Origin of the sequence: Calothrix anomala FACHB-343 (assembly GCF_014696435.1) — a bacterium.
In the GTDB taxonomy this organism is placed as follows: domain Bacteria; phylum Cyanobacteriota; class Cyanobacteriia; order Cyanobacteriales; family Nostocaceae; genus Aulosira; species Aulosira anomala_A.
Genome location: NZ_JACJQG010000052.1, coordinates 1 through 18629, shown reverse-complemented (window position 1 = coordinate 18629; position 18629 = coordinate 1). Strand labels below are relative to the sequence as shown.

Annotated in this window: 14 protein-coding genes; 3 read left to right on the top strand and 11 right to left on the bottom strand. The window is 42.4% G+C overall.

Annotated elements, in window-relative coordinates; translation table 11 throughout:
- Positions 1–143: 143 nt before the first annotated feature.
- The 10 genes from H6G08_RS25245 to H6G08_RS25205 form a co-directional block, all read right to left on the bottom strand.
- Positions 144–4556, bottom strand: coding sequence for a nitric oxide synthase oxygenase (locus H6G08_RS25245; RefSeq protein WP_190548004.1), 4413 nt, complete (start codon positions 4554–4556; stop codon positions 144–146).
- A gap of 130 nt (positions 4557–4686) precedes the next feature.
- Entirely contained in the window at positions 4687–4884 is a 198-nt protein-coding gene (locus H6G08_RS37015) for a pentapeptide repeat-containing protein (protein ID WP_313942715.1), read from the bottom strand.
- The gene (locus H6G08_RS38550; protein ID WP_199322736.1) at positions 4885–5442 is read right to left on the bottom strand and encodes a pentapeptide repeat-containing protein; all 558 of its coding nucleotides are present in this window, start codon (positions 5440–5442) and stop codon (positions 4885–4887) included.
- A 286-nt stretch (positions 5443–5728) separates the two neighbouring features.
- On the bottom strand, positions 5729–6145 hold the full coding sequence (gene crcB, locus H6G08_RS25235; RefSeq protein ID WP_190548002.1) for a fluoride efflux transporter CrcB: 417 nt from the start codon (positions 6143–6145) through the stop codon (positions 5729–5731).
- Between the two features lie 66 nt (positions 6146–6211).
- On the bottom strand, positions 6212–6613 hold the full coding sequence (gene crcB, locus H6G08_RS25230; protein WP_190548000.1) for a fluoride efflux transporter CrcB: 402 nt from the start codon (positions 6611–6613) through the stop codon (positions 6212–6214).
- 372 nt (positions 6614–6985) lie between these two features.
- On the bottom strand, positions 6986–9244 hold the full coding sequence (locus H6G08_RS25225) for an HAD family hydrolase (RefSeq protein ID WP_190547998.1): 2259 nt from the start codon (positions 9242–9244) through the stop codon (positions 6986–6988).
- A 692-nt stretch (positions 9245–9936) separates the two neighbouring features.
- Positions 9937–10725 (bottom strand): COP23 domain-containing protein, encoded by a 789-nt coding sequence (locus H6G08_RS25220; protein ID WP_190547996.1) that lies wholly within the window; start codon positions 10723–10725, stop codon positions 9937–9939.
- A gap of 68 nt (positions 10726–10793) precedes the next feature.
- Entirely contained in the window at positions 10794–12440 is a 1647-nt protein-coding gene (locus H6G08_RS25215) for a M48 family metallopeptidase (protein ID WP_190547994.1), read from the bottom strand.
- 244 nt (positions 12441–12684) lie between these two features.
- Positions 12685–13941: an alkaline phosphatase PhoX gene (locus tag H6G08_RS25210; RefSeq protein WP_190547992.1), complete on the bottom strand. Its 1257-nt coding sequence runs from the start codon at positions 13939–13941 to the stop codon at positions 12685–12687.
- Positions 13942–14457: 516 nt separating this feature from the next.
- Complete coding sequence (locus tag H6G08_RS25205) at positions 14458–15018, bottom strand: NUDIX hydrolase (protein ID WP_190547990.1); 561 nt, start codon at positions 15016–15018, stop codon at positions 14458–14460.
- Positions 15019–15190: 172 nt separating this feature from the next.
- Here H6G08_RS25205 and H6G08_RS25200 point away from each other — a divergent pair, with 172 nt between their 5' ends.
- Both H6G08_RS25200 and H6G08_RS25195 read left to right on the top strand, forming a co-directional pair.
- Complete coding sequence (locus H6G08_RS25200; RefSeq protein WP_190547988.1) at positions 15191–16243, top strand: dipeptide epimerase; 1053 nt, start codon at positions 15191–15193, stop codon at positions 16241–16243.
- Positions 16227–17273 (top strand): N-acetyltransferase DgcN family protein, encoded by a 1047-nt coding sequence (locus H6G08_RS25195; protein ID WP_190547987.1) that lies wholly within the window; start codon positions 16227–16229, stop codon positions 17271–17273. Before H6G08_RS25200 ends, H6G08_RS25195 begins: the two co-directional genes overlap by 17 nt.
- 213 nt (positions 17274–17486) lie before the next feature.
- On the opposite strand, the gene H6G08_RS25190 is transcribed toward H6G08_RS25195, so the two are convergent.
- The gene (locus tag H6G08_RS25190; protein ID WP_190547985.1) at positions 17487–18023 is read right to left on the bottom strand and encodes a nucleotidyltransferase family protein; all 537 of its coding nucleotides are present in this window, start codon (positions 18021–18023) and stop codon (positions 17487–17489) included.
- Between the two features lie 134 nt (positions 18024–18157).
- On the opposite strand from H6G08_RS25190, the gene H6G08_RS25185 reads away from it, so the two are divergent.
- Entirely contained in the window at positions 18158–18535 is a 378-nt protein-coding gene (locus H6G08_RS25185) for a hypothetical protein (RefSeq protein ID WP_242046264.1), read from the top strand.
- Positions 18536–18629: the final 94 nt, after the last annotated feature.

Here is an 18629-nt window from a genome sequence, read left to right as displayed (position 1 = left end):
TACAGCTATTTTCAGGTAAATAGACCACGCTGTAGGGGCACGGCACCAGTAAAATTATTGTATGTACCAAAAGATTGTCAATGCCGTGCCCCTACCACAGATGTGGTTCAAATAGGTGAAAACTGCTGTAAGGTGAAATGGTATTAGGCATCAACGGCATCTTTGACGCGATTCAGCCAGAGTTCTGCTTTGGAGTAGTTGTCTTTTTGGAGCTGTTGGATAGCTTGCTTAAAGTTCAACTGCACGCCCCACACATCGGTATGGAAGCGTTTTTCTTGCTTCATCTGGTCAAAGAATTGTACCGCTTCTATGTGGTTAAGTTTGCCTTGCTTTTTGGCGATCGCTAAAAACACCTCAAATACATCATCTGCCATCTTGGCATCACCGCAGACATAGTAATGACATTGAGGATGGCTGAGTAATTGCCAAAGGCTTTCAGCGTTTTCCTGCATTAAAGTTTGCACGTAGACTTTGTTCTCGGTTAACCGAGAGAAAGCTACCTGTAAATCGGTGAGTACTCCTCGATTTTGCCAGGTTGTCAGTTGTTCGCCATAGAGAAAATCGCTTTGGTTGCGACAGCCAAAGTACAGACAAGCTTCACCTAGCTGTGTTCCCTGGTTCTGTAAAGCTTCGCGGTACTGCAGGAAGGCAATCAGCGGTGATACTCCCGTACCAGGCCCTACCATTAACATCGGTGCTTGAGGATCGGCTGGGGGACGGAAGCCAGAGGTGCGAACGTCAATCCGCACTTTTGCACCAATGGGCAAGGCTGCGAGGTAGTTGGAGCAAAGCCCTTGACGTACTTTCCCCGCATCAGTTTGAATTTGCAACACGCCAACTGTAATTTGAATTTTTTGGGGATGCAGCAGGGGACAAGAAGATATAGAGTATAGGCGTGGCTTTTGCTTCGGTAACAGTTCCAGTAAGGCTTCGAGGGTGATGGGCGCAGAGGGGAATTCAGCAAATAAATCAACAACGCTCATGAAATTGTCTGTAATCGTTTTCTTGAGCGTGATACTGTCAGGATGATCCTCTCCTTGGCGGAGAATTTCTAGCCAAGTTTCTAAACGTTGTTTGTCTTGGGGATTTTGGGCAGATGTATACAAGTAAGCGAGTAAATCATTAAACGGTTCCCGTAACGCTAAATCTAGTTCTGCCGATAATAGCTGACCGACTGTCATCGGTACGGCAACAGGCGGTTGGTCTTCTGTCGCTGTGCCATCGGCTTTAGTATATGCCGCAGTAAAGTATGTATCAGGGGCAACATTCAGGCGCTGACACAGGCGATTTACCAGTTCTAGCGGATTGCAAGGATGTACGGCAACATGGTCGCCTGTTTCGTATTGTAAATCTGTCCCCGCAATATCAAATACGAGATAGCGTGTGGAACGGCTGCCAGGTATTACTTCTTGCAGCAATTCATCATTGGCAATTAACGGGACTTCAATACTGCGATCGCCTCTGACGGCTACGGGGGTAATGGTTGCGGCCTCGGCTGCACTCAAGAATTTTACCGCTAGTTTCACAGTCGAGGCATTTGTGGTATTGCCAGCCGTCTCATCTGCACCTAACAAGCGAGCAATCAGTCCTAACCAATCTTTGAAAGTATCGGCTTGTCCCTTAATTTCATCGCCTTTGTGTAGAGGTACTACACAATTGGCTCCCGCTTTGGCAAGTGCTTTATCAACTGCTATGCCAGCTGCACAAAAGTGTTCGTAAACAGTGCTACCAATCCCCAAAACAGAATAGTTTAAGCCACTGAGGGAACCAGCAGGCATTTGCTTGAGCCGTTGGAGAAACTGCTTGCCGTTACTTGGTATTTCACCGTTGCCAAAGGTTGATGTCACAACTAATACCAGCTTTTCTGTCGCTAGGGTATCAAGACTATATTCATCCAGCGCCATGACTTTGGGACGGAATTGTTGCAATTGTCTAGCGGCTTTGCGGGCAAATCCTTCGGCAGTACCGGTTTCTGAAGCATAAAGGATCAGAATTCGGTCTTGCTGATTCCCGGTTTCATCAATAACCGTAATGAATTTTTCTAAATTAATATCATCTTCTACTGCCCAGCGATCGGCTGCATGATGATAGGCAGGTTCTAGATAAAAGTCGCGCATGGAATGATGCCATACCGGACAGGTACTACCACCAACGGCGGGGACAACCCAACCCCAGTCACCAGGACACTCCCGTCCGGCTTTCTTTTCGCGCAAGTCGTGAATTAAGAACTGACGCGAAGCGGTTTGGTGATCTACCATTGTGACTTTCGCTTTTTGGAAAGAGTGGAGGATAGCGATATTAAGTTCCAAGGCGACGCGATCGCGCCATAGGGTTTGCTCGGAACTAGTATCTAATTTCAGGGCTTTGGCAATGTCCTCCATCATGTTATAGCGGTACTCGTCCAAGAAATCTCGCATGATTTCTGTGCCCATGTACCAGCCATTGAAGGGAATACAACCATAGTTGATGCCGCCAATGTGGACGCAGAAGTTGCTGATGGCGGGAATGGCATACCAACGCATCCCCAGTGACTTGAACTCTGGGATTGTCGGATGCTCAATTTCCACTTCCAACACTTCATCGCGTTTCCAGTGATACATTTTCGGCTGCTGCCCAGCCGGTTCAATCACGAGTGGCAAAATATCATAAGCTGTGCGTGTTTCTGGGGGTTGCCAACCAAATTTGATGATGGCATTGGTTAAGTCTAAGTTGGCAGGATCGCCTAAAATACTACCATCTGGTTGCTGATAAGCGGCATAGCGATATAGTTGAGAATTCCAAATGCGGGGGCCCCAGCGTTCTTTGGGTTGCTTGGGACGAAAGACTGTCATGGTAATTTGCAAATTACCGCCGTTAGTAGCAAAGCGCACATGTTCTTGCAGTTCCCGGAACATTTCATCGGGGTCGGTAACATGACGGCGATCGCGTACTACCATATTATTCCAGGCAATCCGCCCGACACATTTAGACGCATTGCGCCAAGCTACTTGGGTACCATAGGCTAATTCTTCATAGGTGTGAGTATAAGTGCCTGTGGCTTTGACTTCTTCTTTAATTTCTTTCCATCGTCGTTCTTTATCTTCGCTTTCCCAGGCTTGCTCTGAGGCAATTAACTCGATAAATTGTTTGGCTTTTTTGAGCAAGCGTTCTTCATTCAGCTTTGGCAGTTTCACAACATTGATGACTCGCTCTATCAACGTTACCCATCCTTGGCGTACCTCTGCGGTAAAATCTGGGATATGCCTTTCCATTAAGGCAATCATACATTCTGTAATTGCTGGATAAGCACAGGTGGGCACATCAGCACTACCATGTACCTGTCCCAAAAAGCGCAGTTCTCGCAACATCTCATCAATACTACCAGTTTTGAGACAATTAACTAAAAATTCCAGTGCTTGGAATAAGTGCAGCGAAAGATAATCCATATCTGCCCGCCCAAATATTGGTAGGACAAAGGGATATTTCTCAAACAGCATTTGATAAAATTCAATCCCCATTTGCTGCTTGTTTTGGCTCATCACTTGCCAAGAATCGGCCATTTTCAGAAACAATTCGGGTGGTATAGCTGCTTCATAATGGCGAATCGCATCTACCATCGGCAAAATTATCTGGGTATTGAAAAATTTGTAGAATGCAGAGTTTACCCCTTTTGCCAAATCTTCGCGATCGTATTCTTCTAGGTAGGGAATTGATGGTAGCATCCACATCCATACCTGGCGGGCTTTTAGCCAGTGATGAGGACGCATTCCTACATCTGCAAAAAACTTGCCGTAGTCTTCAACAGTTTTAAAACCATGTTCTTGCTCTGGCAGTACACCTGTCAGGGGTTCGGCGATAATATTCTGGGTTTCTGGTTGCAGTTGATGGGCACAGCAGTCAAACAATTCGTAGAAGAAGTCTGTGATGCTGTCGAGTGCTTCGCCAAATAGATACTCTAAATCGGGTTCTTCCAGCAACAGACGCTTAAAGAACTTTTCCATCTGCAGTTCTTTCCACGATCGCAGTTTTCCCCATACGTCTTTTACCAATACTTCTTCCTGTGGCGTTAGGGCAATCAGTTCGGGGAGTTCAACCTCAACGTTGGCGCGATCGCCATTTTGAGAACGCAGCCAACGAGAACCATTTTGTCTGCCAAATATATTAACTGTGCTGCTGCTACCTTCACTACAGCTTTCGGTTAGTCTGACTTTTAGCTTTAACTGTGGTGCTTGACTCCAGGTTGTAATCGGAAATTCTAGATCGGCGTTAGCATCTACCTGCAAATAGTCCTGTGTCGCGAATACAACTGTTCCTGTATCTTGCCAAGGGTTGGTAATATCGCCTTCTCGGTAGCAGAATGTTATGGAAATTGTGCAGTCACCCTTATTCTTCAACTCCACCAACCAGCTAGGCTGCATCCGCGTAAACAGATCCTTGTGCAACAACATCTCACCATCATTGGATAACAGATGCACGCGGCATTTATATTTATAAATATTGGCAGCAGGAAAACCTGTAGCAGAGACTTCGGTTAAATGGATAATGCGTTGATTATTAGGAGACTGGTTATCCCGCATATTATAGAGATTGGAGAAGCAGTAATTGAACTATAGAACTATAGCAATTTTAAATGATGCATGAGCTTATTGATTTGTAATTTTGACTTACTTGACTATATTATTGTTTTAAATATAATTACAGATTTACTTAACTTTGCGAGCGATATTTTGAACCATCAGGCATGATAGCATCTTCTAAAAAAGCACTACTCAGTTCATAGTTGCTGACTTGAGCATTTTTAAGATTAGCGCCAGTGAGGTAAGCTCCCTGCAAATTAGCGCCACTCAAACTTGCATTTTTTAAATTAGCACCGCTTAAGTTAGCATGACTTAACTCTGCACAAATTCAATTAGCACCGCTCAAATTAGCACTACTTAGATTAGCTTGATTTAAGCGAGCAAACCCTAAGTTAGCATGACTCAAATCTGCATTAATTAGTTTACATTGGCTAAGATTAGCATTATCTAAATTGGTATGACTGAGATTGGCATTAGTTAAATCGCTATCAATTAAATTAGCTCTACTGAGATTAGCACGGGGAAGATTAATCTCTACTAATTCTGCACCCGGAGCATCTAAACCTCTCAGGGAAACACCATCTTCGTTTAAATCTTGCAGCGCCATAATTCTGGCATAACTCACTTTGACACCGTGAGCCGCATCAACTGTACTCCAAGCTTGGTAGTAAGATTCTTTTTTGCGATCGGGCGTTTCTTTCACATATAAAACTACCGCTACAACTATACTAATAGCCTCAACACCAGCGAGTAGTTTTCCTAGTGCAGAATGTTCATCAGCTAAGATAAAAACTGCTGACATGATTAAAACTACACCAAGAGCGATCGCCCAGGTTGGTAATACCCAAAAAGTCTGGCTGAATTTCTGGGTGATTTTGACTAGCACTTCCCCTAAAGCTCTCAGCCATAATAGATAATTTTCTTTACGCAGTAAGCTTTTGATGCTTCCGGAATGGCAATTAGAAATGCCATGTTTTGAGCTAATAAAAATTTATCTACTTCCATAAATATCACTTGTCATGATTGCTCAAAGTTGCTGGAAAATTACTTGGCGATATTAAAAATAATAAATTTGGAAAATTAATAAGTAAATCTATAGATTATTGTTTACGATATTTGTGGGATGGTATATCTGAATTCACAGCCTTTCCTACCTACCCCACATTTGTTAATTACTCAGCCACGCTGGATTTAGAATTAAGCTTACCTAAGGTTACACCTAATTGAATACCCAGCATTCCCACTATCATACTGCCTAACCAATAGATTAAAGCTACTGTTGTATTGCCTTTATCTATCTGGGTGAAAGTTTCTAATCCGTAAGTTGAAAATGTTGTATAAGCACCACAAAAACCAGTCGCGATCGCTAACCGGATTTCAGGTGCAAGGCTTTTAAACTTTTGCTCGTTTAGGGTGTAAAACAAAGCAATAATAAAACAGCCTGTGACATTAATAAAAAATGTCCCATAATAAGGAAAATCTTTGCCAAAAGTAGCTTTGGTAAATTCAGTGATCAAGTAGCGTCCTACAGCCCCTGGCATTGCACCTAAAGCTATCGCTATGACAGTGCGAATAAAAGTATTTTGCATGATGAAATTATTTGCTGGTATCTACTTCATTTGCTATAAATTATGTGATTTTATACAGTTGAATTGCTAGGAACCCAGAATTAGCTGCGCTAAATTAGTGCCTACGATAATCCCAACTACTGCTAAAATCGCACTGCCTACCCAGTAAAAAATAGTGGCTCCCTGCTTATGATTGCGCCACAATGTCAATGTATCGTATCCGTAAGTTGAGAAGGTTGTATAAGAACCTAAAAAACCAGTTCTAACTAACAAATCTATCTCTGGTGGAAAGCCTTTAATTCCCTTAAATAAGGTGAAGAAAAAGCCCATGAGTAAACAGCCAGTGAAATTGATAATAAAAGTGCCGTAAGGAAAGTTTGTACCTAAAGACCTTTTACAAAATTCAGTTAGGTAATAGCGACTCACAGCCCCAGGAATCGCACCAACAGCGATCGCCAGTACGCCGAACAAAGTAACATTTTGAAACAATTAAGACACCCCTTGGCTAATTACATTTACGGAAGCAGAATTTAAATATTGCAAATTACAACCCTTAAGAATTCAGGGTAATCGGAGAAGTTATTAAAGTCTAATGCTTTACAAGTATGGTACTTATAACCTTTAGGCATAGCCAATAAAATTTGAATATTTTGCACCTATCGCAGAAAATCCGGCGATTTAGCCTAGATAAATCCTTATAGGTAGGTCATTTTGAGTTTTTCATGGTAATGTAGCTCTGTGCTATCTAGAAATGTGTGAATTTAGGCGATCGCATTTAATCAGCTAATGCGCGTCTAAATTTTATATACGGCAATAAGCCGTATATATCAAAATGAATAAATTCTCAATCAACAGAGCAATTTACACAGATACAACCGCACCTGTGATTGCTTCTTCACGTTTTTGCATTCCCAAATCTCCATTACTGTTTAATTCCGATTCTGTGGCTGATAAATTGCCAAAAAAGTCGTAACGATCGAGTGCTTCTAAAATGCCCCAAGCATAATGCCCTTGAGCAAAATAAACTTGGGGATAGCTACGCAACTTTTCTAATTCTGGGCTATAGTTACCCACAACTACACCCAAAGTATTACCAGCTAGCATGGTTTCATCGTTACCGGATGCACCTGCAACTAAAAAGCGTTTGATTGGCAATCCCCACTTTAAAGCACAATAACGAATCGCATCCCCTTTAGAAGCGCGAATTGGTACCAAGTCAAGATACATATTGTGACTATAAATACCTTTAACATGGAGCTTATGCCGTCGCAAATGACGCATAATTTCTCGGTAACTGACAGATTTTTCTTCATCGATAAAGTAGCTAATTTTGAACTTACCTTGACCTTCTGGAGGTTGTAACTTCACTCCTGGTAGTTCTGCCATTGCTTGGCGGATGGCGTCTGGTTGCCAATGATAGCTAATATGTCTTTGCCAGTTGATATCTGCAATTACTTGAGCGCCATAATAGATTTCGCTACCAGTAGAAACAATTAGCACATCGGGCATGGGAAACCGATATTCTTCTAACATTTCTAGGGAACTTTGTAAGCTGCGTCCGGTAGCAATGCCTACACCAGTAGTTTCGCCTTCGTTATTGATGCGATCGATTAATTGATGCAATGCCTCTGGGTCACCTAATAAGGTATTATCAATTTCGCACACCAAAAAGCGATCGGCTGTTGGTAGACGGTTTTTCTCAGGAACGTTCCAATCATTCAGGCTACTAGCTGGCCCTAGTCGCAACGGACTCAGCAGAGATTGGACTCGGCGTTGCGGTAGTTGACGCACAGATTCTAAATAGCGTTCTACGTGGGTTTCCCAAGAGAAATTTTCCCGGACTCGATTCAAACCATTACTAGACCAACCTTCCCATTTTTGTGTATCGGTGAGTGCTGTTCGCAATGCAGCTTGAATTTCGGGAATATTGAGCGGATCGATTAACAAACCATTTTCACAAGCGGCAATAATATCTCGCGGCCCGCCATCTGATGTAGCAATAATCGGTACACCACAGGCTGTAGCTTCGATTAAGGTTAAACCAAAAGGTTCTGTTAAGGCGGGATTGATAAATACTCCGCGCGTTTTGGCTAGCAATCGATAGAGTTCGGGAACTTCATCAGATCCGTGATGTTTGGGATAAGCAATGTGACCGTAAAGGTCATAACGGTCAATTAATTGGAAAATTTCTGTCAGTACTTGACGCGGCCCCGATTCCATTGTTGTAATATCATCGCGGTTGCCTAAGATTAAGACTAGGTTCGCTAGATGACGTAATTCTGGATCTTCGCCATAGGCTTTGACTAAAGTACCGACATTTTTGCGAATCGCCGGACGAGAAAGCGCCATAATGATCGGCTTTTGCGGATCTGTGAGAAATCGCTGCAAGTCTTTATATATAGGCGGTTCTTGCCAATTGGGCGGTATGGGGTAGAAGCGTTCAAGAGCGACTCCAGGGGCAATTACAACCATTCTTTGTGGTTGATAATGGTCGTAAATTCCATACTGCTGGGTTACTTCTTGATTAGTACTGGCAATAATTAAAGCTGCACTAGCTAGTGTAGTTTCTTCGGCTTCAATTCTGGTATTGATGTGGTAATAATTTTCAATGACTTCTGGTTTTGTTCCTTGTTCTAATAGTCTTTGTTGTTTGACACGCCCTAAAGAGTGACCGGTATGCACTAGGGGTATACCTAACCAACCAGCTACACGACAACCTACATATCCTGCATCTGCATAATGGGTATGTATGACATGAGGTAATTTGCCAATTTGTCGCAGGTGTTTAAGTAACTCATCAGCAAAGTTGTCTAAATGCGGCCAGAGAACTTCTTTACGCAGATAGCGACGGGGGCCGCAGTTTAAGCGGATAATTCGTGCTTTATCTGAAAGTACTTCTACAGGTTTAGCGTAGTCAGAACTAACTTTTGGATCGTTAACTAAACGGGTAACTAAGTCTACACGTTCTACTTGCGGGTTTTCCGCTAAGGCTTGCGCAAGTTCAACGACATATTTTATTTGTCCACCTGTGTCAGCATCTCGTCCTAGTTCTAAATTATGACCTCGGATTAATCCATGAACGCTGACTAGTAGAATATACAACCCTGAGCTATTTGACATAGTGAATTCCTCAATATGATTGCATTCCAGCCTACGTAAAGTCTTGAATAGAGATGCCTGTTAACCACTACAGGTAAATTACACATTATCCCAGCATGTGCAGATTATAAAACAGATTTCCTGTCAGCAAAAATTGATATTACAACTAAGTTTCGCTATTACTGTGGTAAAAAATCCAACATTTAATATATAAAAGATACAACGGTTTTGAATAGAGGAGATTTGGAGTATAAGCACATAATTTACTAAACTGCTGGCAAATATCCAGCATTAAGCTCAAACAATTCACAGATTGATGGCGTTATATACTGGGATTTATTTGTTGTTTAATATACTAAATATTATTTGTAGCTGAAAGTTTCTTTTGTAATAGATTCAAGACTTATACCCATTCTCTGTGAGGCTGCACATGAACGCCCGCAGGCTAGAAGCCTGGGGCTATACTTACAAAGCCTGCCTTCGCAGGCTAGATTGCATCTTCATATGGTATTGCATGGCGATACAATCACATTGCACAGCGATACAATTGAATTGTCACTTGATACAATCGCATTGTTACCCGATGCAAAGATGTAAAGCAACTTGTCGTAGACATCGCTAAATCTTACCCACCGTTAATACTCGATGAAACAACAAAAACGCGCTGCTACATTTTTAACAGCGCGTTTTTGTAGATATACATAAATCTGAAATTAACGGCGGAATCTATCGGGGTTGAGGCGAATGCCATTATTGGGTTGACGGACTGTTTGGTTAGTGGAACGGTTACGCAAAGCGACACCATTCTTTAATCCGCTACCAGTACCACCATCTTTGCGATCAAGGAATGGTTTAAGATTGATACCACTTCTGGCGTCAGAAACTCGGTTACCACCTACAGTTGTCCGAGTGAGGTCGTATATATCGCGCCAGCCGCCTTGTCCGCGATAGGTGTTGACGGCGGTAGTTTGCTGGCCGCTATCGGCTGTGGTGAGGTTTTGGAAGATGCTATTGCGGACATTATAGGGGTCTTTGTCACGGGGTACGGTGAGAACAATACGACAGCTAGGAACTGCTTCTGTGGTGACGCAGACAACGTTCTCGTTATTTAATCTCGTTACTTGCAGTTCTTGCAAGCCATCGGGACGATAGGATTCTAAGCGACTGGCGATTGTTGCACAGCGTTTTTGCATATCCCAACCACCACCCAAAGTTGCAGGTGCAGCCCAAGCAAAGTATTGGCCTGGTTGACTTTGGGGTTGATACATGACTGTATGTTGACCGTTATAAACCTGACAGCTAAAGCGCGTGTTACTATCAACTGGAGGTGTACCTGTGGCGGTATCTACGGGTACTGGCGTGCTGGTTGACGGGCCTGTAGAATCTGTGGGGACGACAACACCACCAGATGTATCAACTTGTGCCATTGCTACGGAATTACCTAGAAAACAAGATAATCCTAAGCTACTCAAAAGTACAAATTTCAAAGCGTGTGATGACATAGATCATCCTTTAGGGAAATAGGTATAGATTATTGATAGCTTCAGAGACGCAAAATTTTGATTTTAGTTCATCGCGCAGGCTGTTTTTTTTCTGCTTGTTCTTTCTTGTTTTTGAGTAGCTGCTTGACCTTGGCTTGAATTTGGCTATGTCGTTCCACTCCTTCATAGGAGTAGCGGTTATAGTTGCTATTGATAATCATATCTTCTAAATATTTGACGCGCTCACTACCCCCAGGATGAGAAGAGAACCAACTGGGAGGAACATTTTTTTGTTGTTTTTCTAGGGTGACCATTAAGTTACGTAAACCGTCAGCTGCATAACCTGTGGCGACAATTAAGCGCGTACCCAGGGTATCTGCTTGACGTTCCATATCGCGGCTGTAACTCAAGGCTGAGAGTTGACCGATAATCCCGCCCAAGGGAATATACTGAGTGATGTTGCCAACGAGATTACCTTGGGTAACTAGTTGAAAGCCGTGGGATAAGACTACATGGGATAATTCATGGGCGACTAATCCGGCTAATTCGGCTTCAGAATTAGTTTTGGCGATCGCACCTGCGTTAATAAATATTTTCCCACCTGGGAGCGCAAAGGCGTTGAGTTGTTCGTCGGGAACGACAAAAAATTCATATTTAAATTCATTGCGTCCAGCGACTTTGGCGAGTTTTTGACCGATTTCATTCACATAGGCGACGACTGTCTCATCGGTAATGAGTTTGAGTTGTTCTTTAGCTTGTTTGGCTACCGATTCCCCAATGGATTCTTCACCACGTAAAAGTAATATGGTAGAATCAAGGGCAGAGAATGGCCCGACTAAACTGCCTGTAACAGCGTAACCTAAGGCACCAGTAATAATATTTGCGATCGCATTACCGCGAATTTCCGCTTGAATATGGCTTTTATAACGTTTGAGATGGACTTCGGCTAAGTTGTTAAACTCTGCCGCTTGGGGATTTTTGGGGTTAAGAATCGCAAATTGACGGGCTGCTAAAGAAGCTTCCATCCATTTTTTCGCATCTGCAAGGGCTGTAACTCTGGCTTTGACTAATTCTGGTTGGTCTGGATAAAGAGAAGCTCCCCGTTCTAAGATATCTAAAGCTTGCTCAGTGCGATCGTATTGCTTGAGAACTTCCGCAAATCTGATATGTCCGGGAATAAACTCCGGATACTGTTCCACCAATAATTGCAGAGGTACTAAAGTTCTCGATTGTAAATTCTTGGCTATCCCCGCTTCTGATTCGCGCCAGTAGACTTTTCCTGCTGGGGATAGTTGCGTTGGCTCGGTAATTGCTGGTTTGCGTTCCGAGGGTTGCGTCGTTTTGGCGAAAGGTTCTTTTAGCTGACGATAAATTTTTTCTGCGTCGCCAATTTGTCCCGCCAAATACAGCTTATCTGCGGCGATAAATTGTTCGCGACGGGCGATTTCTTCCGGTGTTGGTGCTGGTTCTGTCGCTTCATCAGACTTGGGTGTGGGTGTGGGTGATGGTGTAGCTTCCGGTGTGGGCGTAGTTTGAGGAATGACAACAGGCTTAGGTGATTGGCGTTGTAAGACTTCGCGCAGTTGTTCTTTTCTACTTTGTTCTGAATTAGTTGAATTAGGCGCTTGGGCGGGAACGGGTGCTGTAGGTTGTGCGAGAATAATTAAAATCGAGGTTGCAAATGAGAGTAACACCCAGTTCAATGCTAATAGCAGAGACTTCTTAGTTCGTTTCATGCTGGGGTTGGGTTGTTAAAAATTTTTTAAGTAAAATATTGTTGACTGTTGACTGTTGACTGTTGACGGTTTGTACAGACGCGATTAATCGCGTCTCTAACAAATGACTAATAAACTCATGTAATTATACAGTTAGCCGCGACCTGCATTTGTGCGATCGCGGCTATTCATAAGCTATTGATTTAATGAAGGCGTAAGTCTGAGGTTAGTTCCTGCTACCTTCTGGCTTTTGCCTTTTTCTTGTTTACCAAGGGCCTCTAATTGCAAAGGTAATTCCTGGTGATTGCAAATTTACAAACATAATTTTGCCATCGGGAGAGAAGCAAATTCCGGCAAATTCTTCAGAATTCAAGGCATTACGGGCAAATTTATATAGCGTACCACTGGGTGTAATGCCGACAATAAAGATTTCGCCGTCGCCATCTTCGCAAAGGAACAAATCGCCATTGGGTGCAACGACAATATTATCTGGGTAGTCGAGAATATTCCGATTATTTGGTTCGGCAAATAGTCGTATTGTTTCCGTAGCTGGATTGTAGCGCCACACTTGACCGTAGCCAGCACTACCGCCATTGGTACAGCAAAAATAGATATCTCCTTTACCATAAAAGATACCTTCGCCACGGCTAAATCTAGCTGCACCAAGGTTATAACCCTCAGATCTAACAGTATCGCTAGAAGGATCGGGGTTAGTAATGCGAACCCAATCTACTGAAAAGGCTTGACCAACTGTAAACCCTGTTTTGGTATTGGCTTTCGGTCTGATTTGAATTCTCAAAGCATACAGTGTACCGCCATCACTCAATTTACCTTTGGTTTTAGGTACGAAGCGGTATAATAAACCATCTCCCCGGTCTTCGGTCATATAGACATAGCCGGTATTTGGGTCTACAGCTGCGGCTTCGTGATTAAATCGACCCATCGCTGTTAATGGTACAGGGGTGACGAAACTCGTTGCACTGCTAGGAACTTCAAAGACATAGCCGTGCTTTTTATTACCAGTTTCAAAACTCTCTTCGCAACTTAGCCAAGAACCCCAAGGAGTAGGGCCTCCCGCACAGTTGCGATCCGTACCAGCCAAAGAACCGTGATGTCTGAGTAATACTCTAGTGGAACTAACTTCTAAGGTAGTAGTACCACCTTTAGCTTGGCTATCGTATTTTTTACTACTGGGTGCGCCTACACTACCACCCGATGAAAAGTTAAGTTCGTGGTTACGCACTAAAATAGTACTGCCATTTGTGCCGGGAAACGCTGCCATTCCGTCATGTCCACCCGGAACTTTGTAGCCATCACTCATAGTTTGCCCAGCTTCCGACATTCTCACATAAGAAAATCCACTCGGCAAATCCAAAACACGTTTCGGATCGGATACCAAAGAACCATAAGGCCCGGCTGCAAAAGCGCGGTTAGCATAAAAAGCTTGCAATGGAGATAATATCAGAGCACCAGCAGTTCCTGTCCCTGCTAAAGTAAAAAATTTCCGCCTTGATAAGGTCACAATATGCTCCTTAGTTTTTACTCTCATGGAGACAAAATTATTTATCTCTATTAAGAGAAAACTAAGAAATATTTATGAAAGGCAAAATTAATAATATGCAAAATATTTAAATTTAAATTTAACAAATCTCTACTTTTCAAGATATGATGGTTAATTCTTGTATAGCGTTATTTGCAGTCGCTATTAATAGCAAATATAGCCTATTTTAACCAAAGGATAAAGTAGTTTAAAAATTAGTTGATGAAATTAAGAAAAATTCTAGTTTAGGTTAAGTAAAATTTGGCATTCAGAGCCTCAAACTCTTAGATAAATTAGGTATCTTATACCAATTCTTTATGAGGCTGCATAGTATGTGTAGGGTGCGTTATCACAAAGTATAACGCACCTTATCCTCGGCTTTGGTGCGTTGCGCTGCGCGACAACACAACGCCAGTTGCTATAACGGAGGGAACCTCCGCAACGCACTGGCTCCCCTACGTGTATTTCAGAAATCCAATATAAGTCCTATATAACAACTCAACAATTAATCGATTTGAGAAAATTTAACCCTAAGAATAGCGCCGCCACAGTACCCGCTACCGCAATTTCTCCTTGGGCAATTTTTTCTAAAACTTCATCTACAGGGATTAATATAACCTCAATTTCTTCTGTAATATCTAACTGTTGTTCTTTAACTTTAACGACATTTTCAGCTAAAAATAAATGTATTTGATTGGTATCTTTACTCGGCTTATCGTATAAAGTGGCGATTTTCCTAACTTGTTGAGTAATATAACCAGTTTCTTCTGCTAATTCCCTCACTGCTGCTACTTCTGCACTTTCTTGTTGAGGGTTGAAACTTCCCGCAGGTAATTCGATAAAAAAATCACCGACAGCGTGCCGATATTGGCGGACAAAGACAATTTCTAGATTATTAGTTATTGGTAAAATTAAAGCTACTTCCGGTTTAATATTTACAAAATAATCATCGATAATTTTGCCATTAGGTAATTCGATTTCATCTTGCCTGACTTGACACCAAGGATGATCTAATACCATTTTGGATTTAAGGATTGTCCATTTTTTTAAATTAGTCATTGGGCATGGGATAAAAAAACACTCTTGGAACAGTCAACAGTCAACAGTCAACAGTCAACAGTCATCAAAATCTTTTTCGGTAAAAAACTATAACAGATTGGTACAAATAACTAAACTTTAGCGCTAAAGTGTGATATTTGTGTAATTCACCTAGCTTGAAATCAAGATATTTATGGAAGTTCAAGTAAAAATATTTACTGTCAATAAGCGGTTTCCCTTGACGATTAGTCGGGGGACAACAGCACAGACAACAAATATCTGGGTGATTGTTTCTCAAGATGGGATTGAGGGCTGGGGGGAAGCGTCGCCTTTTGGTGTGGGCAATCATTCGCAATCAACTGATAAAATTAAGGATGCTTTGCAGCAAGTAACGCCGATTTTGCAAGGATTTAGCCCGTTACAACGGCAGCAAGTTGAAGCCGAGTTAATTAAATTGCAGGTTCCTTCGGCGGTGAGGGCGGCGCTGGATATGGCGATGCATGATTGGTTGGGTAAGCGGGTAGGGTTACCATTATGGCAACTTTGGGGACTGGAACGCGATCGCATTGTCCCCACTTCAGTTACTATCGGCATTAATACCCCAGAAGGGGCGCGAACTAGGGCGCGGGATTGGTTAAAATTTACAGATATCCGTGTTTTCAAGGTAAAGTTAGGTAATCCGGATGGCATAGATGCAGACCGGAAAATGTTATTAGCAGTCCAAGAAGAAGCACCAAATTTGCAATTCTTTGTTGATGCTAATGGCGGTTGGAGTTTAAGCGATGCAGTAGAAATGTGTAATTGGCTAGCCGATTTAGGTATAAAGTATGTAGAACAGCCATTGCCCAGGGGACAGGAAACTAGTTTAGTCGAACTCAAGCAGCATACATCCCTGCCGATTTTTGTCGATGAAAGTTGCTTTAGCAATGCTGATATTCCTCTGTTAGCTAACTATGTTGATGGTATTAATATCAAATTGATGAAATCAGGCGGCTTAACCGAAGCCATGCGCATGGTACACACCGCCAAAGCCTATGGTTTGCAAGTCATGTTTGGTTGCTATTCTGATAGTTCCCTAGCAAATACAGCCGCAGCACAACTAGCACCGCTAGCTGATTATCTCGATTTAGACAGTCATTTAAACTTAATCGACGATCCTTTTGTGGGTGCATCAATTCACCAAGGGAAAGTCTTGCCCAACGATTTACCAGGTTTGGGGGTACAACATAGTGCGTCTGCCACTTAATCAACGAATAGCTATTTTGTTACATGAGGGAACTGCTGGCCCTCAAGGGAAAACCGGGTTATCATTGTTACGTTACAGTGAAGCCCCAATCGTCGCTGTTATCGATCGCGAATGTGTCGGTAGATCGTTAACAGACATCACAGGTATTAAGCGTGATGTTCCCATAGTCGAATCTGTAACCGCATCCTTACAATATCAGCCGCAAGTTTTGGTAATTGGGATTGCTCCCAAAGGTGGTACTGTACCAGATGATTATTGGATAGAAATCAAAAACGCCTTACAAGCTGGGATGTCATTGGTAAATGGTTTACACACACCATTGGCAACCATGCCAGAATTAAATGCACTGCTCAAACCAGGGCAATTAATTTGGGATGTGCGCAAAGAACCACCGAATTTAGGCATCGCTAGCGGTTTAGCGCGTACTCTCCCCTGTCGGCGGGTGTTGACTGTGGGTACTGATATGGCGATTGGTAAAATGTCAACTAGCTTAGAAATGCATTGGGCATCAAAGCTGCGGGGTTGGCGTTCTAAATTTTTAGCTACCGGTCAAACTGGTGTCATGCTAGAAGGGGATGGTGTAGCCTTAGATGCTGTGCGGGTAGATTATGCGGCTGGCGCTGTGGAACAAATGTTGATGCGCTATGGTAAAAACTACGATATCGTTCATGTTGAAGGACAGGGTTCTTTATTACACCCTGGTTCAACGGCGACTTTACCCTTAATTCGTGGTTCTCAACCTACCCAACTAGTTTTAGTTCATCGCGCTGGGCAAACTCATAACCGCAATAATCCCCATGTACCGATTCCGCCTTTACCAGAGGTGATTAAGTTGTATGAAACAGTAGCGAGTGCTGGCGGTGCTTTTGCCCCGGTGCGTGTAGTTGCCGTAGCTTTAAATACTGTTGGTCTAGATGAAAATGCGGCGAAAGATGCGATCGCACAAACCACAAAATTAACTGGTTTACCCTGTACTGATGCCGTCCGCTTTGATGCTAATGTCCTGTTAGATGCAGTGATGAAAAGTTAAATTTTATTTTCCTAGCAAGTATATAAACTCGTTGTCATCAGCGAGTTTATATTTTGGAAATTAAGGTATACCAAGTTAAATAATTTTTGCGACACATCAATATATTCTAGAGGGCACGATCGTATTCTTTTTTCAAATTGGTACAACATAGTCATGATTTTGGGGTTGTGGTGGATTGGAGACGCGATTTATCGCGTCTCTACAAGATTTAACCTACACTAATCGCAAATAAGGACACTTTTCTAAAAAACTAGCTGCTTTGTTATGCGCATCAGGATTATCGGTATGGACGGGTGTAGGACGGATAATTCCCTGAAATAAGTCATCTAAGCCGTAGGGGGTAAAAAACTCCCATTGTCCTTGCAAATCTACACGCACCCCTACAGCCGTAGCAGTATGCAACCATTGGGAAATACCATCTTCTGTACTTTGGTAGGTTGTTTCACCTTTGCGCCAACGGTTAAAACTAGCTTGATTTTTCACATCAAATTGCTGGTCGGGGAATTGTTCGGTGAGTGTAGCTTTTGCTGCTAGTTCTTGAGCGCGATCGCCTTGGATATCGTAAAATGCAATATCAAAATCTTTAATTATTAACTCGCAGTCATCGCCAAAAATTGAGCGCCAGACTGTATTACGTACCGCACCGCCGGCTAACCACCAATCAGGTAGATGAAGTTGCGCGATCGCGGGTAAAATCATCCCTACAGCTGTATCAGCTAAGATCGTCTGTAAGCGAGTGTTACTGTTCATATCAAATTTGTAAGATTTGCCACCAGCAAGCGAAAATATTAGCATTCATCATTTGCTTAATTTTGTCTAGCTCTTCATACATAGGATTAAATTAAATTTAATTAAAGTTTAAATTGTGAATTTAATTTTTAATTATGGAAGACTTTTTTGCCAACATAGAACCAATTCTGAATCAAGAAATACCTTACCTCTCAGATGTACAGCAAAAACTACTCAAAGAAACCAGCATTGATGAAAATCAACCGGGTACAATTCTGCGTGACTTTCAAACTTTAATCGAATTTCTTCAACCCAAAGGAGTGGAAGTCAGTAGTGTGAATAATCTGCTTCCGTTAAAAGTACTCTCGGAACTTAATTTACGTTTAAGTCATCCAATTGATACAAAATTGAAACGTCCTGTACAAAAATCCTATCCTTACATCAATGGACTTTATTTGTTATTACGCAGTTCGGGAATTGGGCAAATTACATCTCAAGGAAAAAAACAATTTTTAGTATTAGAGGATGTTTGAAAAGTCGGACAGATTGTAAAAAAGCTCTCTCGGTATACGCTGTGAATAGATAGTAGACAGCACCGAGAGAGCAACATGAGTAAAGCATATCCCA

Coding starts and splice junctions, on each gene's coding strand:
- H6G08_RS25200 (WP_190547988.1), top strand. CDS start 15,191: ATGGAAGTTCAAGTAAAAATATTTACTGTCAATAAGCGGTTTCCCTTG.
- H6G08_RS25215 (WP_190547994.1), bottom strand. CDS start 12,440: ATGAAACGAACTAAGAAGTCTCTGCTATTAGCATTGAACTGGGTGTTA.
- H6G08_RS25225 (WP_190547998.1), bottom strand. CDS start 9,244: ATGTCAAATAGCTCAGGGTTGTATATTCTACTAGTCAGCGTTCATGGA.
- crcB (WP_190548002.1), bottom strand. CDS start 6,145: ATGCAAAATACTTTTATTCGCACTGTCATAGCGATAGCTTTAGGTGCA.
- H6G08_RS25190 (WP_190547985.1), bottom strand. CDS start 18,023: ATGAACAGTAACACTCGCTTACAGACGATCTTAGCTGATACAGCTGTA.
- H6G08_RS25220 (WP_190547996.1), bottom strand. CDS start 10,725: ATGTCATCACACGCTTTGAAATTTGTACTTTTGAGTAGCTTAGGATTA.
- H6G08_RS25185 (WP_242046264.1), top strand. CDS start 18,158: ATGGAAGACTTTTTTGCCAACATAGAACCAATTCTGAATCAAGAAATA.
- H6G08_RS25205 (WP_190547990.1), bottom strand. CDS start 15,018: ATGACTAATTTAAAAAAATGGACAATCCTTAAATCCAAAATGGTATTA.
- H6G08_RS25245 (WP_190548004.1), bottom strand. CDS start 4,556: ATGCGGGATAACCAGTCTCCTAATAATCAACGCATTATCCATTTAACC.